Annotated in this window: 10 protein-coding genes and 1 pseudogene; 5 read left to right on the top strand and 6 right to left on the bottom strand. The window is 41.7% G+C overall.

The window, feature by feature from the left end; genetic code table 11:
- Nucleotides 1-182 precede the first annotated feature (182 nt).
- A complete protein-coding gene (locus NLX82_RS00240; RefSeq protein ID WP_025723220.1) occupies nucleotides 183-842 on the top strand; it encodes a TetR/AcrR family transcriptional regulator in 660 nt (219 codons plus the stop codon).
- A 519-nt stretch (nucleotides 843-1,361) separates the two neighbouring features.
- On the opposite strand, the gene NLX82_RS00235 is transcribed toward NLX82_RS00240, so the two are convergent.
- On the bottom strand, nucleotides 1,362-1,979 hold the full coding sequence (locus NLX82_RS00235) for a TetR/AcrR family transcriptional regulator (RefSeq protein WP_028541605.1): 618 nt from the start codon (nucleotides 1,977-1,979) through the stop codon (nucleotides 1,362-1,364).
- A 139-nt stretch (nucleotides 1,980-2,118) separates the two neighbouring features.
- Entirely contained in the window at nucleotides 2,119-2,877 is a 759-nt protein-coding gene (locus tag NLX82_RS00230; RefSeq protein WP_028541604.1) for an SDR family oxidoreductase, read from the bottom strand.
- 343 nt (nucleotides 2,878-3,220) lie between these two features.
- Between NLX82_RS00230 and NLX82_RS00225 the strand changes: the two genes are divergently transcribed.
- Both NLX82_RS00225 and NLX82_RS00220 read left to right on the top strand, forming a co-directional pair.
- The gene (locus NLX82_RS00225) at nucleotides 3,221-3,640 is read left to right on the top strand and encodes an SDR family NAD(P)-dependent oxidoreductase (RefSeq protein WP_231517195.1); all 420 of its coding nucleotides are present in this window, start codon (nucleotides 3,221-3,223) and stop codon (nucleotides 3,638-3,640) included.
- A gap of 334 nt (nucleotides 3,641-3,974) precedes the next feature.
- Nucleotides 3,975-4,286: pseudogene (locus tag NLX82_RS00220) on the top strand (AAA family ATPase); the annotation flags it as partial.
- A 474-nt stretch (nucleotides 4,287-4,760) separates the two neighbouring features.
- Here NLX82_RS00220 and NLX82_RS00215 read toward each other — a convergent pair.
- A complete protein-coding gene (locus NLX82_RS00215) occupies nucleotides 4,761-5,333 on the bottom strand; it encodes a DinB family protein (protein ID WP_028541603.1) in 573 nt (190 codons plus the stop codon).
- Nucleotides 5,334-5,939: 606 nt separating this feature from the next.
- On the opposite strand from NLX82_RS00215, the gene NLX82_RS00210 reads away from it, so the two are divergent.
- Nucleotides 5,940-6,413 carry an ATP-grasp domain-containing protein gene (locus tag NLX82_RS00210; RefSeq protein WP_025723224.1) on the top strand — a complete coding sequence of 158 codons (474 nt, stop codon included), beginning with the start codon at nucleotides 5,940-5,942 and terminating at the stop codon, nucleotides 6,411-6,413.
- Nucleotides 6,414-6,808: 395 nt separating this feature from the next.
- On the opposite strand, the gene NLX82_RS00205 is transcribed toward NLX82_RS00210, so the two are convergent.
- The gene (locus NLX82_RS00205; protein ID WP_245248425.1) at nucleotides 6,809-7,528 is read right to left on the bottom strand and encodes an NAD(P)H-dependent oxidoreductase; all 720 of its coding nucleotides are present in this window, start codon (nucleotides 7,526-7,528) and stop codon (nucleotides 6,809-6,811) included.
- A gap of 119 nt (nucleotides 7,529-7,647) precedes the next feature.
- Here NLX82_RS00205 and NLX82_RS00200 point away from each other — a divergent pair, with 119 nt between their 5' ends.
- On the top strand, nucleotides 7,648-8,328 hold the full coding sequence (locus NLX82_RS00200; RefSeq protein ID WP_025723225.1) for a winged helix DNA-binding protein: 681 nt from the start codon (nucleotides 7,648-7,650) through the stop codon (nucleotides 8,326-8,328).
- 305 nt (nucleotides 8,329-8,633) lie between these two features.
- Here the strand turns inward: NLX82_RS00200 and NLX82_RS00195 are convergent, their stop codons facing one another.
- Both NLX82_RS00195 and NLX82_RS00190 read right to left on the bottom strand, forming a co-directional pair.
- Complete coding sequence (locus NLX82_RS00195; RefSeq protein WP_069079937.1) at nucleotides 8,634-10,799, bottom strand: amidase; 2,166 nt, start codon at nucleotides 10,797-10,799, stop codon at nucleotides 8,634-8,636.
- Nucleotides 10,800-11,095: 296 nt separating this feature from the next.
- Nucleotides 11,096-13,003, bottom strand: coding sequence for a carbohydrate-binding protein (locus NLX82_RS00190; protein ID WP_254347390.1), 1,908 nt, complete (start codon nucleotides 13,001-13,003; stop codon nucleotides 11,096-11,098).
- Between the last annotated feature and the right edge of the window lie 1,196 nt (nucleotides 13,004-14,199).

Raw genomic sequence — 14,199 nt, 5'->3', positions numbered from 1 at the left:
TAAAAGGTATCCAATCTTAGCTCGTTCAATATGAATTTTCATCACTGTTATTCATAAGAACAAACACATAATATCATGAAAAATGAATAAAGTAAACAAAAAGTATTTAAAGTGTCTGTGTTGTTTAGTTTGTTTAAAATGATGATTATGAGCTATAATATAATTTATAAGGGGGCATTTAGATGGAACGGCAGATTGAAAGACAACATCAGATGAGGCAAAAACTTACTAATAGATTGTCAGCGCACGTTAGAAAATATGGGTTTCAAAGTTTAAAAATGGACGAAATTTCAAGGATTATGGATGTAAGCAGGGCGACTTTATATAAATATTTCTCTACCAAAGAAGATATTATTACGTTTCTTGTGAGTGCTTCTATCGAATACATCCACGAAATTATTGAAGATTCTGACGCTGATCAAGTATTTGTTCAGCGATTTCAGCAAACATTTGAACAAACAATCATATTAAAAGAGTTCATCACAGACATTTTCCTAAGGGATCTTGAAAGTAGTTATCCTGAGACCTATGAGTCCCTAAAAGAAGCTATGAAGCAACGAGTAGATCAGGAATTGGCTTTCTATGATGAAGGGATTAAAAGTGGGGTTTTTAATAAGATTGAGGGTAGACTTATCGTTATGCAAGATGAGATTCTAAATAATGTTTTAGATGTAAAGTACCTGATGGAGAACCAATTGACCGTGTATCAAGTGCTATTTGACTATTACAATCTAAAAAAAATTCAGTTGTTTAAACCTGATAAAATGAAAATGATAGATGACAACTTGATGATTCCTAGAATTGAGTATATGGCACAAAAGATTTCAAAAAACTTATATTAAACTTAGCAATTTAGAATAATCCAAATTATTTTTAAAGTGAACACACTTTAAGCTTAAGTTGGGCATCATATGACGGATTTTCCATGATACATTAGAAGCATAGAAAAAGGCGTGAATGAAACGCACGGCGGCACATGACCGGGGTGTTCCTCTTCTCGCCTTTTCTTCTATTACATGAATAGGTTGATTAGATCAACAATCATTGATGTGATAATATACCAATAATGAAATGAGTGTGTTATCGATACTCTTTTCATACTTTGATTATAATTGGTGTCATGAGAGTATTTTTAGGTATTAACCCCGCTAGTAAAAATATGAGATTGAAGGATTTCTCATCAGAAAAACTAAGTAACCTGTATATAAGTATAATGAGGTAAGAGGGGGAACATCGATTATAAGATGGGAAAAACCCGATTGTTCTTCATTTTTTATAAACAGAGTGCGTCTAAGACTAGAACGTAAAACAGACGAATACGAGGGACTCCCGTTATAGGAGATCACTCGTATTCGTCTGTTTTAGCGAGCATACTTATTTATTATCATATGTGCAGCCTCGTCCGCTATTTGAAAAGCCTGCTCTCGGGAGATACTGAAATCAAGCAGCAACATTTTGGGCCATAGCACCTGCCCAGCAATTATACTCATAAATTCGTTGGCCGTTTTTGCCGCATCCGGCAGGTTTATATTACCCAATTGAACTTCATCTAATAAATATTGCGTCAATTTCTGATGAACAGCACCTTCACCCAATTCATAATGAAAAAGACTGAGCTCGGGGAACTGCTTGGCCTCTGCAATGACGACCCGAAACAAAGGAGCCATTCCATCACGAGTCAGCACGCATGCGTAATCTCGTCCGAACTTAATTAATCCTTGCAAGGGAGAGCCTAGTACCGGTGGAAAGTCCCATTCGGGATCAAGTTCCCAAAAATGCTTGACGATGGTTTCGAAGATCAATTCCTTGGTCGGGAAATGATTGAACAATGTTCCTGTAGAGAGACCAGCAAGTTTTGCAATTTGAGCTAACGTGGTGCGCGCATACCCTTTTTCAAAAAACAGTTCTTCTGCAGCGGCAATAGCACATGCCCTTTTTTCTTCCTTTATACGTTCATGGTAAGTTGATTTTGTTCCCATATTTCCACTCCAAATTTGGATTTAAGTCCTATCAGAGGGATAGCACCCTTTTCTCTACTATACAACAGTTGATCGTGTTCTAAAAGAAAAAGCTGCCTAAGCACCCTCGGAGGGCTTAAGCAGCAATAGGGCTAACATATTAGAGAATCGTTTGAGCGCCATCCAGAACCAAGTCAACGCCAATGGTGAAGCGTGACTCATCCGAAGCCAGATAGACAACAGCTTTGGCAATCTCTTCGGCAGTACCCATGCGTCCAGCCGGAATCCCGTCACGAATGCGGTTAATAACCATCTCACGAATTTCGTCAGACACGCCTAGCTTGTTCTTATCGTAAAGCGGGGTATCAATCGGTCCAGGACTCACCGTATTGAAGCGAATTCCGTGAGACGATAATAAGTCGGAATTCCAGGCTTTGGTCAGGGTGGAAATGGCACCTTTAGTAGCCGCATAAGCGTTGGAATGTGCATATCCGGCATGAGAACTGCTCGATCCCATTAAAACGACAGAGGATGGGTTCGCCATCACTGGAGTTAATGCCTGCATTAAGAAAAATGGAGCTTTTACGTTGATGGCAAACAAGCGGTCAAAGGCTTCTTCATCGATTTGCTCGAATGGACGCCAGTCAGATACGCCTGCGTTTAAAAAGGCAATATCCAGTTTGCCAAAATGTTGTTCAACACGTTCAGCCAGTTGACGTTGGGCGTTGAGGTCTCGGGAATCTGCCTGAAGCACAAGGACTTGATTTCCGAGTTCCTTTTGTGTTTTTTCTACATTTGCCGGGGTTACTCCGGTGACAATCAATTCAGCGCCTTCAGCCAGAAATTGTTTGGCTGTCTCCAAGCCAATTCCGCTGGTGCCACCCGTAATAAGTGCTCGTTTACCATTAAGTCTAGTCATGTTAAAACCTCCATCGCAAGATACTTACAAGGACAAATATAAGGGGGGAATCAACCAAAGTCAAGTAACTCAGCTTTATATTTTTATTGATGTGTGATAAGATCACTACGTGGACAGGAGACAGTGAACACAAATGAGGAAGAAGTAGCCCGCTGGGGAGATTTCCGACTCGAATCGTGAACGCAAACTTCTTCAAACCTTGTTGGAAGGACAAATCCAAGATGTCGATTCAATGAAGGTCTACTGATGCGTATATAAAAAAATAGAGCAGTTACCTAAGGTAAATATGGACTGTATCAAGAAGATCAATGTCTCTATGGAAGGTGAGTATGAATTGAAAACAATGCTTATTATCGGTGCAGGACCTGGTCTAGGCTTCTCACTAGCCAAGACTTTTGGAAGAAACGGTTTTCGTATCGCACTCGTTTCAAGAACACAGGAGAAATTGGACCAATATGCAGAGCAGCTTGGTAAGATGGGCATTGAAGCTCAGGGTTTTGCTGCCGATATCACTAACAAAATGCAACTTATCAGGGCTTTTCAAGAAATTAAGAATACGTTCGGTACAATCGATGTAATGGAGTTTAATCCGCATAGTGGAAATGTTACTACGACATCTGTTCTGGAAACGACAGATGAGAGCGCACTTCAATTTTTCAACAATGTTGTCATTGGAGCTATAAATACAGCCAGACAAGTCATTCCAGAAAGACAGAACGGGGTGAAGGGGCGCTTCTTTTTACAAGCGATCTTTCCGCAATGAGTCCAAGCCCGATGTTTGGAAATTCAGGTATCGCCATGTCAGGACTCCGGAACTATAACACGAGCGTTTGCTTCCTCTTGGAGTATTTGTGGGCCATTTATCCATTAGTCCTTTAATCAGCAGGGCACAAGTTTTGATCCTGATCAAGTGTCAGATGCTTGGTACAGTCTTTATGATAAAAGAACAGAGGCAGAGGAAACTTTTCCTAAAGGAATCATGCAATTAATCAAAAAATAAATAAAATGATAGGACTAATTTAGTGACTGCCATTAAATTTGCTATGCGGCTTATTTTATCGGTACCCGAGTGAAGGACTAGAACTTGTATCAGTTGCCGAAATAGACAAGAACATAGTCCGATCATTTCTGTATTGCATAATTCCATGCGAAATAGTGATGTGAATGCATCTATTTATTGGTTGTCAAGAATGTTGGAATCAGGTGAAGATCCTTTATTTATCGCTCGTAGGCTCGTTAGGTTTGCAAGTGAGGACGTAGGTCTGGCAGACAATAGGGCGTTGGAAATCACTGTTTCGGTGTTTCAAGCATGTCAATTTATAGGGATGTCAGAGTGTGATGTTCATTTAACACAAGCCGTTATTTATCTGACCCTGGCTCCCAAATCGAATTCTGCTTACTTGGCTTATTAATACTACATAATCTGGATTAAGTATTTATGTTTCTGTAGAAGAATAGAAGGCGAAATGATTTTAATTTAAGTGAATAGAGTATTTTAAACTGAGACTACTATCTAATACTAGATAGTGGTCTTTTTGCTGTGTATAATTAAGATGAAGATATCGCGAAAATCCGTATTCATTATCATGCATAAAGATGCAAAGTGAGTTTTTGCTTTTTCTCACTAAATATGAAAATGTGTATTGATGCCATAAGCTTTTTTGATGACTTTTTCTCACTAATTATGACAACGCACAATTGTTGTGTGGTGTCATAATTAGTGAGAAAATTTACAGATTGAACGAGAATAATAATCATATTTGATGTCCGAAGAAAATAAAGTTTTAGACTGATCCGACAAATGCAACAGCGGCAGATAAGGACGCGAAAATAAATTCCTAGACTGGCCGCTGTTGTGGTCAACATTCAGCTATCGTGTCCTGTTAGCCTAATAACTCTGCAGTTTGTAAGAAAGCGTCCAGCCGCTCCTTTTGAAGAAGATGATGACGGTAATGCATCTCCACCATCGTGAACCATTCGACCGCGTTTAACGCGCCGAAGGCTACGGCCGGATGAGTCGCCTTTCGCTGCAGCCGCTCTGGGTCTATGTTCTGCAGCGACGCCCCAATCTCATGCATGCGGCGCCTTGCTTCCTCCAGCTTGGCGACAAGCTGCTCCTTGCTTTCTGGCTGTGGAGGCGTATATTGCAAGTCGGCCGGTACCTGAATGCGAACCGATGGGAAGCTCCCTTGCTCAAACACGGCATGGCCGGCCTCCGTCTTCCCGCCGCCCTCCTCGTTGCCGCCACCGAGCGCCATGCACTCCTCCGCAAGACGGAGCTGCAAGTTCAGCGTGGAATGGGGCAGATGCAGGTACATTTGACCAAGCGACCATTCGTTCTCGCTTGGCTTGCGACACAGTTCCGCCAGACTATACTTGTCCAGCTCCCGAACATAATGCTTCGAAATCTCGTCGAACCTTACCAAAATATCCTTAATCCCTATGTTCTTATTCAGAAGATCATCTCCTCGAATACTGAATTACTCTCATCATATGAGAGGGCTCAAGAAAAAGCATATTCGTAGTTTATATCTTTAATACTTTATTTACCAGTCTAAGACTATATTTTCTAATTACACCGGCCGCTGTCGCTAGCGCGCTGATCGCAAAGCTGACTTCATTCCGGAAGATTCGGGAGCGCAAATGCAGCTGTGCATGCGGGCCACGCGTCGCCAGTCTATAACTTTGTTATCTCAGTCTAGTTCTTTATTGTTTAGTCTAAAACATTATTATTCACTAACAATTGACAATGAAGAAGTAGTACAACTTCTTATTGATTGTATAAATACGCATTTTTAGAGTTGCGTATATTCTCATAAATTTGAAAAATTAGGGTGGACCGAACAGACAATAAAGTTGTGTTCTAACTTTTAGCAACTTGTGAGTGACTGGAAGCTTGCTAAAACAACCTGTGAAGACGAGTAAGGACGAAGATTGATCAAGGTCAGCAGATTGCAAAGCCTTTTTGGGGTAGCTAAACCAGACCCTTTATCGAAACTTAAAACCAAATAGCGACTTTTCTCTGGAATCCACTGGAGAGAAGTCGCCGTATTTGTTATGGAATGTTTCTTGGTTTTAAAAATGAGATTAATCTATTGTTCTTTATTTATGAATCTTCCTTTCAACCGCTACCGCACTACAACTCAAGGGAAGATATTGTGAGCTGTCTGGAGGAATGGCAGACACCTGTAATTTTGAAACCAGTCTCCGGACAGGGAAGCCTTAATATTTCAATAATCCGCTCTTTCGAACAGATTGAAGACGCGTTGCGTCATAGCATTCAGCAGGATGAATATATATTGGATGGTACGCTGGTGATTGAGGAGTATATAGACGACGGGGAAGAATACAGCGTTGAGGTGCTGACGACTAATGGAAGGCACGAAGTGCTTGCAATCACAACCAAAGAGGTGGTAATGCCTTATTTCATTGAGGCTGGTCACCTGTTACCCGCACCTTTAATAATGATTCTCATTATCAATATATATAGTGTAGCAATTACTACAAAAAATGCAATCGCGAATGCTAGTATTTAGGATTATCAAATCCAGGCTTGCTGTGTGATTATTTATGATGATCTAATTTATGCGTATATGCAGAGGGAGACAAATGCCACGTCATCATTAATAAACTCAGTCGGACTATTTGATTTAATAAGGAGAGAATCGGCAGGCGCCGATTCTTTTAATGGAAAGCATTTTTTTCCCTTTGAGGGATATAGGCCATGCGGCAGGCAATGTCCCAAATGCTCTTTTGACAACCCAAAATCCAAGACTGGCAGGAGGATTAACACATGCCAAACATGCTTAGAAAGTTCTCTTTAGGCCGAGTCGTGGGAACTCCTGAAAGCTTGCAAGCCGTTTCGGAAGATGAAACTTACCAAAAATATTAGTGATAAATGTAGCGATTCACCCTATTTATTGTGCAATAGTCAATAAGTAGTATTCCAACGTTTTGCGAAAAGTTTTTCCGTTTCCATTAGATACAATTGGCGCTGTTCAAGAGTTCGCTTCTCCATACCTGAGTAATTATACCATTTAAGTGAGTTTATACCCATTTTTCGAAAAGTTCCACGAAACATCATTTTGGTGATTGGATTTCCAAATAGCCATCGATAAATATATGTTGGAGTTGCCATAACAGTTAGTAAAGAAGCACCCTTCAAACGAGGAAGCAGACACTTAAATAAACGCCCTGGTTTAGGCTCGCTGTACACGATTCCTTTTGCGAATACCTTATCCAAGAAACCTTTCATCATTGCTGGCATTCCTTCCCACCAGATAGGAAAGATAAAAATAAGGTGATCTGCTTCGAGTAGTCGCTGTTGATAATCTGCAATTAGAGGATCAATTACTTCCTTTGTTCGCCAAGACGCGAGGTCAGAAGCAGACATAACAGGATTGAAGCCGTCTTTATGCAAATCAATCAAATCGATTCGGTGACCACTTGAACGCAAACCTCTTATGGTAGCTGCCAACAAGGCGGCTGAATAACTTCTATTGTGAAGAATATTTTCTGAAGCACCACTTCCATAAGGATGATCAAATATAATAAGAATATTCATATAAAATTCCTTTCTTGTACTTTGTTTTCTTGGAAACAAAATTGTTTTTATGGATACAATAATATATTTTTGTTTCTCTGTTGTCAATAATGTTTCCTTGTATTTTATTTTTTATAATCACTTGGTATACTAGAAATATAAAATCTGAGAATATTTCTTTATTCTCTAATATAAAATCTTAAAAGTAAGAGAGTGAGATTGTAAAAATGAATGATAATGTTGAACAAACGCTTTTAATAACAGATATAATAGGTCACATTGCTGCTGTACAGAAGCGATTTCAGTCAGAAGGCGAAGATGAAGAAAGAAGATGGATGATTAAAAATGCTACTGAATCGGTCGTTATCGAATTTTTAAAGGAAGCATCTGTTCAGATGCTCCATGTCTTGGATGCTATAGGAGAATTAGAGCCAGTCAATGGCATTACAATTTCTAGGCATTTTGGTATTCCTAGAGGTAGCGTATCCAAAATAACTCAGCGGCTGGTGAAACTAGGAGTTATACATGCTGAATCATTATCTTCCAATAAAAAAGAAGTATTATTTCGTTTAACTCCATCTGGTGAGCAAGCTTTCAAATTGCACCAGCAACTTCATGAACATATGGATGATAATTTTAGGATTTTTCTAAGTCGTTATAACCTCGATCAGATACGCTTTCTTTCAGAATTAATGAGAGAAGTATTGGAAACTTCATGGGTTGGATCAGAAATGGTTCCTGTTGAAGCAGAGGATGAACACGAAGATTACAAGTTATCTACTAACAAGATTAGCTCACCTATAGATTTACAACAAAAAAATGAAATCTTAAGTATGTTGCAGAATTTTGATTCGAAGAAGTTGAGCAGAGTAAAAGAATTGATACGTATTGCCTTTCTTGAGGATTGACTAATACCTTGTCTCTATCAAATTTAGGGTTTATGGAGAAACTCTTATAAAAAATGCATGAAGGCACTAAAAATTCTTAGGTCTCCTAAGAATTCTGTACTCTCGACCATAAGTTATTTGGTGATAGCTGGGCTACAGCCCGCTCCCTTCAAATAGCAATTAAATGGAAGCGGGATTGCAACAGCAATAGGAATAGGATATTACACTCTATCCCGTCGCTCAGGCCAGCTGCAGCGATAGCTTTTCTAATGATAACCTTACGGTCATGGAACCCACAATTATAGTCAGTTCTATGATGTCCTTTATCATTGGGGTAAAGTGACAGACTTGACTTGAGCAGAGGTATTTCCGTAAATATCCTTGGCAAGTACGAGAATATGCAGCGTATCGGCTTGGGAGGAACCACCCTGTTTGTATTTAGTAGTTGGAAGCGTTGCTGACCAATTGGTTTTATCTTCTGTAATAACGACACGAATGCCATTGACATAAACTTTAAGCTGCGCGATATCGCTTTGATCTGTGACTGAACCTTCCAAAGCGAGAACATCATCCGTGATTGAAGCATTCAATTTAAGTTCAGGGGTTCCTGTTTCCTTGCGTTTAGAGGGTGGGAGAGCAGTTTGCGGGTTATAGGAAAAGGTTTCATCCTCAAGCGCTGGCGTGCGTGCTGCAATAGGACGGTTTTTGGTAGCCTGCTCATAGGAATAAGCGTAACGAAGCAGGTCATTATCGCTGTATGCGGCACCTGCCATCGTCAGATTAACGGGCATTCCGGTATCCTTCATAGCGCCCATACTCACAGACACACTTGGGATACCGTACTCGCGTAGAATGAAATTCGTATTGGAGAAATAGTTGCCATTCTCCCAAGCCTCCTCATAGGATGTTTCATTCACATCGGAGTCAGCTTTGCCGATATTCGAATTTGCCGGGAATGCAATAAAATCAAGGTTGTTTTGCTTCATCCAATTTTCAAAATCAATCTTTCGCACATTTTCAAGCCCCCGTAGTCCTTCATGAAACTGGGGAATTTGTTCGTAAGGGGTGACGCCTTTCTTTATGGTTTCAATAAATACGTCATAGTGGCCAAGGTCTCTGCCACGTTTGGCATCTACCGAACCGGGCGGATTTGGGAAGACGGTTGCAGGGTCGATATTAGCCCATGACGGAAAATTCGGATCGCCCACACTTTTAAGGAATTCCTCAGCAGCATAAGGATTAAGCAATCCGAATTCCTTTTCAACCCACTTTGCCGGCATCAAACCACGTTCCTCAGGTGTTTTTGCTGTTGCCCGGTCTTTCTCGCTGTTCGCCTGCAAGGGGAAGTCAACTTCCACAACCTCAGCTCCAAGAGCAGTTAAATCTTTTACAGCTTTTTCCCATAATGCCTGTATCGAAGGTCTGAATTTGATCGGAGTTGTGGTTTCATGGTCCTTACCAATATAGATTTTCGGAACGCCAATGCGCTTGCCTTTTAAAGCTTGAATGTCTCGCAGCTCTAAATAGGATTTGGGACGGACACTGTTGACAGAAGGGAGTCGAACGGCTTTCTGTTCTCGCCAGAAATCCCCCTTGGTGATCTTATCTTCTACAACGATCACGTCAAGCAAGCGGAGCATGTCCTCGACAGTCCTCGTATGTGGGACAACGACATCCCGTATAGGGAAGAGGGGCCAATTCCCCCGAATGGAGATTAGGCCCCGCGATGGCGTGTAGGCAATTAAACCATTGTTAGATGCTGGTGATCTTCCAGAGGATACCGTTTCTTCCCCCATACCGAAGGCAGCAAGGTTGGCGGCTGTTGATACGCCAGATCCGTTAGAGGAGCCAGAGTACCAAGCTGCAGCCAAATAATTTGGATTGTACGGACTTTCAGCACGGCCATAAACGCCTCTTTGCATTCCCCCTGCTGCCATTGGTGGCATGTTGGTTTTACCAATGAGCACCCCACCGGATTTGCGTATCTTCTCTACTGTAAAGGCATCGTCTTTTGCCATCAGATTTTTGAAAGCCGGAGATCCAGAAGCAACAGTGAGTCCCTTAACCTTGTAGCTGTCTTTAACCGTGTAGGGGATGCCTTGTAGAGGACCGGTCTTAATACCCTGTGCCCTTAGTTGATCAGCCTGAGCGGCTTCTTTTAGTACGTCGGGGTTCAGAACAGGGATGGAATTCAGCCGAATGCCACTAGAATCATAGGCATATACGCGGTTAAGGTACAGGGCGGTGAGTTCGACACTCGACAGTGCTCCTGACTTCATCGCGTCCTGCATCTGAGCAATCGTAGCCTCTTGCAATTGAAATGTAACTAGGGAGGAGACGGGTTCACTACTGGTTTTACTTGAGGAAGAGGGCGAAGGGGTGGCGGATGCAAGGGAGCATCCCGTGAGAGTTAAAATCATACCAGTCGCGATCCATTTGCAATAATTACCGATTACATTCCTTGCATTCGCTTTTAGCATTCGTGCGCACATAGCATTTTCACTCCTTAAATTAGATAGGATCAGGAATTTGAATAGAGAGGAACGAGAAATTAATAAATGTTTCTAATTATACTACTTATTTTCATACGAAATGTCAATTTTTGTAATACGGATATAAAGGGACCCATTTAAGGTAAAATGGTGCCCGAGATTACACTAGGGAGCTTCCCTAGCAAATCCCGAGCACCAGAGGGCGTTTTCCATGGGTTACACTTGTAAGTCACTGAGGATGAAACACCCATACATTCTCAATATAGTAAACATTTGTCTAAGATAAATACGAGCGATCATAATGAAAATTCAATGAAATCCACGTAGGCATCCCAGGTTCCGTCATCGCTCGTCAAGGTGAGTTTGACGTCCTGATCTCCGGTAGCGTGAGTAATGTTGGATAAAGTTTGGACAGTCGGCGTTTTGCCCGTGAAATAAAAGGAACCCACAGTTACTCCTCCAATAACCAAGTCCACTTTGGCCGTACTAGCATTGCTTGAAGCCCCCCGTACTGAGATATTATGCGTAGGGTTGGCAAAATACTGTGAGTATGATGCATAGTCAGCAGTGGCATACAGAGCAGCCCCGTCAAAAGGTGTACTGATCTTGCCCGCATAAGTGCCGCCAATGTTCATGTTCTCAGCTTCAACCTTTGTCCCCGTATTGCTCCCCGTGTTGGGGGTAAACTGCCAGGCATCCAAATTAAATAGATTGCCGTTTCCTGTCCCAGTAAACACCAGATAAATGTTGCGAACCCCAGTTGCATTATTGATCGTGGTCTCTACTTCTCTCCAGGTCTGCATACCTCCAGTTGAAGGTACTTTTAAGGTGCCGACTAAAGGGCCTGTCTCACTGTCAAGACGTACTTCAATACTACCACCGACACTTGTGGCAACATTGGCTTTGAACGTCTTTGCTCCGGTAGAGCCAAAATCAGCCTTCCCGACAGCGACCCAGTCCCCATTGTGAATATTGGTCACATTCAGATTACTGACCGGACCGCCAGTGGCTTGAGTGGGCTCGGTCGTAATACCCGCCTGCCACGCGATGGTTTCCGCTTCAACTCTGGTATATGGATTTAGATTGGATAGCTGAGCTATTCCAGTCATATTCCCTTGTACCTCCTGGATGCTTCCATCGGTATTGTACACCAGCTTATTAATGTGAGGAGAGCGATAGCCTTTTCCATTTCCAATTTGTGCCTTGCTGACCGTTTGGGCATGATACACGACGTACCACTCATTTTTAAAGTTAAATACAGCATGGTGGTTGTTGCCGCCAACGCCGAAGAATGTATAGGGGTTTTTCAGGAAATGGCCTTTATAAGTGAAGGGGCCCATCGGGTTATCGCCGACCATATAGCCGATTTCACCTGCAGGGTACTGTGGCGGGTGTGTCCCGGCAATGTTAATGCAGTAGGAATAATAGTATTTGCCATTGTACTTATGAATACCGGAATCTTCAAATAAGTAAGGTGCATCAATGGTGGTTGTGCTTCCAACAACACTTATCATATCGGCCCCCAACTTGATCACTCTAGCTGTTTTAGGATTAGCAATGGAAGCGGGATCGGATTCGTTAGGAATTCCCCCACCGCTATACAGGTATCCTGTGCCATCATCATCCACCAACACAGCCGGATCAAAAAGCCATGTCACGCCAGCCATTCCAGGCGTACTATGTGTCACAAGCGCTTTACCGAGGGGGTCTGTCCAAGGTCCGATCGGCGTGTCTGCTGTCAGGACTCCAATTCCTGCCCCACCATTGGCAAAATAAAGAAAGAATTTATCTTTGCCATTCAATTTTTTATGCGCAATTGCTGGAGCCCAGGAGTTAGAGGCCCATTTGGCAATGCCTCTACCGTTGTTCTTGTTGTTGGCACCTGCGACCGGTATCGTTCCGTGATCCGTCCAATTCACCATGTCCGCGGAGGAAATGACCTGGATGCGATCCAGTGCACTGAAGTCATTGTCTTTAATCGATCCATCATTGTTATAAACATACGTATCACTTGACATGTAGACATACACCCTTCCACCATATACCAATGAATAGGGATCAGCTCCCAATTTATGATCCACTAGAGGGTTGGAATTTCCAGGGAGTTTAGCCAGTGGTCGATTGGCAGCATCTACACTTAGCACGAGAGAGACACCAAGCAATAAAGTGAAGGAGAGAAATAAAGCTAGACATTTTCTAATCATAACAATAACCTCCGTTTTTTTATATGGTCCAAAGCCGAGCTATTCGTAAATTTATCAAACTCAAGAATATACTCAGACCTCTACCCGTAAGGAGAACTGCTGTGAAGAGGGCACGAGAAATAGACATGAAATCGCTTACATTTATTGAATTTAAAAGTGAACTACGAGAGGAGAGTCACCATATACTGGTCTCTGTTCATTTATTGACAACTCCAGTTATGTGTTGGAGAAAGTATAGTAATCATAAACATTGGGTTATTAAATATTAATATGTAAATTGATTGCAAATAATGGTTTTATTTGGCGCAATCATAGCATGTTCTATCAAAAATAACAATATCATTCTATTTTCTAAAAAAAGCGAATCGAAAGGAACGTAAATTACGATACCAATGGCATGCTGGACCTTTTGCAAAATCGAGATATCCGACCTGTTATTCCAAGCAAGCTCAATCGACGGGTGAAACTTTAAGTTGGCATTAGTTAAACACACTATGTCCATACGTTGTATGCTGAACATGACTGGATAAAATATACGAGTAATTAGTATGAATGATTGCAGCAGAAGAGGCAGCCCTGCAGGGATGCTTTTGCCTGTCCAGGGGAGATTGCATTAATGCAACACTGATATCCAATCCAGTATCCTAAATTAGTGCAATAAATGTTGTAAAGTTAGTATGGGCAGTTACCTGATTCATTCATTATTATAAATGCTGTAATCTACATTACCTAGACTGGGGTGACAAAGTTGAACGAAAGTAAAAAGAAGACGGATCGGCAGTCTGCTGATGGTAGGTGTGTTGACATGTCGGCCGTGTTGAACGGGTGCAGCAGCAATAGCGAGCGGTCACAAGCCGGGTGACACAAAAACTACATGTGCCAGGCTGGAGATAAGAACGGTAAATACGATCAACCGGTAACAATTACGTATTTGTGACCATGGGGTCCAGATGTTAAGTTCAAACCAGGAGAAATCATACCAAATGGACAAAAGAAAAGCTGGGAATCGAGTTGAAAAATCAGTAGGTTTCTCCATCCACAAACAATGCATTTAAGACAAAACTGCGTTTGTCTCTTGTATCAAGCGCTGACTTGCTGATATTATTTCATATCGCGGCGAATTTAATTTGGTTCGAGAACTGATTGAATCTCTGACAAATTTGTGGAAGCCGGCGAATTGTTTGATCAATATGCTG

This window comes from Paenibacillus sp. A3M_27_13, assembly GCF_024213315.1.
Taxonomy (GTDB): domain Bacteria; phylum Bacillota; class Bacilli; order Paenibacillales; family Paenibacillaceae; genus Paenibacillus; species Paenibacillus polymyxa_B.
The sequence above is the reverse complement of the archived record's forward strand: the minus strand, read 5'-3'. Positions and strand labels throughout refer to the sequence as shown.

Excerpts from the sequence above, each read along its gene's own strand:
- NLX82_RS00240 (WP_025723220.1), top strand. The coding sequence starts at position 183 with ATGGAACGGCAGATTGAAAGACAACATCAGATGAGGCAAAAACTTACT.
- NLX82_RS00235 (WP_028541605.1), bottom strand. The coding sequence starts at position 1,979 with ATGGGAACAAAATCAACTTACCATGAACGTATAAAGGAAGAAAAAAGG.
- NLX82_RS00230 (WP_028541604.1), bottom strand. The coding sequence starts at position 2,877 with ATGACTAGACTTAATGGTAAACGAGCACTTATTACGGGTGGCACCAGC.
- NLX82_RS00225 (WP_231517195.1), top strand. The coding sequence starts at position 3,221 with ATGCTTATTATCGGTGCAGGACCTGGTCTAGGCTTCTCACTAGCCAAG.
- NLX82_RS00210 (WP_025723224.1), top strand. The coding sequence starts at position 5,940 with ATGTTTCTTGGTTTTAAAAATGAGATTAATCTATTGTTCTTTATTTAT.
- NLX82_RS00200 (WP_025723225.1), top strand. The coding sequence starts at position 7,648 with ATGAATGATAATGTTGAACAAACGCTTTTAATAACAGATATAATAGGT.
- NLX82_RS00195 (WP_069079937.1), bottom strand. The coding sequence starts at position 10,799 with ATGTGCGCACGAATGCTAAAAGCGAATGCAAGGAATGTAATCGGTAAT.
- NLX82_RS00190 (WP_254347390.1), bottom strand. The coding sequence starts at position 13,003 with ATGATTAGAAAATGTCTAGCTTTATTTCTCTCCTTCACTTTATTGCTT.